The sequence below is a fragment of the Porcipelethomonas sp. genome (assembly GCF_051893655.1).
GTDB lineage: Bacteria > Bacillota > Clostridia > Oscillospirales > Ruminococcaceae > Porcipelethomonas.
Map to the genome: position 1 here is coordinate 1 of NZ_JBJFHN010000068.1, position 1,032 is coordinate 1,032.

Here is a 1,032-nt window from a genome sequence, read left to right on the forward strand (position 1 = left end):
AGCAGCTGATTTGTAATCAGCAGGTCGGGGGTTCGAGTCCGTCCACCAGCTCCAATTCTGCCGGCAATAGTCGGCGGAATTTTTATGGGAGAATTCCCGAGTGGCCAAAGGGGGCAGACTGTAAATCTGTTGCTTTTACGCTTCGATGGTTCGAATCCATCTTCTCCCACCATATTTAGTCCTGCATTTTCATGCAGGACATTTTTTATGCAGTAAAAAAAATGCTGTTTAAACAAAATGTATTTAATATGTTGATTATTTTAGGGCAATAAAGTAAAAAATCACATGGCTTATGGGGGGAGTTATGGTAGTAAAAGCTGAAAATACCATTAATTATGAAGATATAAAAAAGCTTAACAGATGTACTTCTTCAGGAATAATAATTATGCTTTGCATCTTAATTGCTGCCGCAGTTATCTTTATTGCAGCAGCATTAATCTCCGGAAATAATGAAAACAAAATATCCTTTGGATTCTGGACGCTTGTATGGTGCGCTGTGGTTTACATATACATGTTTATTATAAACCCAAAAATGACTTATAGTGCTTTTTTAAAAAAATACGGAAATTCGCCGGTAAAATATGAATTCAATGAAAAAAGTGTAAGAATTTGTATAGAAAATCAGGACGGTTCGTGGGATATCAGAAAAAATTACCGGGATATGTTTAAAATTCATGAAACGGACGATTATTTCTTTATTCATGTAAAACGCAATGAGGCTTATATCCTGAAAAAAAGCGGTATCTTTCAGGGTACGGCGGAGGAGATAAGAAACGCTGTTTTCTCAGAAATGGGAAATAAGTTTGTCTTGAAAAAATAATTTGGTTGAATAAATTAAGCTGTCGAGCCTAATTTAATAGAACGTGTAAAAGAAAATCATGTCTGAAAGTTTTCACCCAGCTTTTTTCAAATTTTTCCTTAAGGTTTAATTTATTAAATGATCGAGCCTAATTTAAAAGAACGCATAAAAGAAAATCACGTCTGAAAGTTTTCGCCCAGCCTTTTTCAAAAGGCTGGAAAAAGTAAGATGTC

At 35.0% G+C, this 1,032-nt stretch carries 1 protein-coding gene and 1 tRNA gene; both read left to right on the forward strand.

The features are described from left to right. Window positions 1-86: 86 nt before the first annotated feature. Window positions 87-172: transfer RNA gene (locus ACI4WO_RS03800), tRNA-Tyr, on the forward strand. A 132-nt stretch (window positions 173-304) separates the two neighbouring features. After that, window positions 305-820 carry a YcxB family protein gene (locus ACI4WO_RS03805; protein WP_439806231.1) on the forward strand — a complete coding sequence of 172 codons (516 nt, stop codon included), beginning with the start codon at window positions 305-307 and terminating at the stop codon, window positions 818-820. Window positions 821-1,032: the final 212 nt, after the last annotated feature.

Excerpts from the sequence above, each read along its gene's own strand:
- ACI4WO_RS03805 (WP_439806231.1), top strand. The coding sequence starts at position 305 with ATGGTAGTAAAAGCTGAAAATACCATTAATTATGAAGATATAAAAAAG.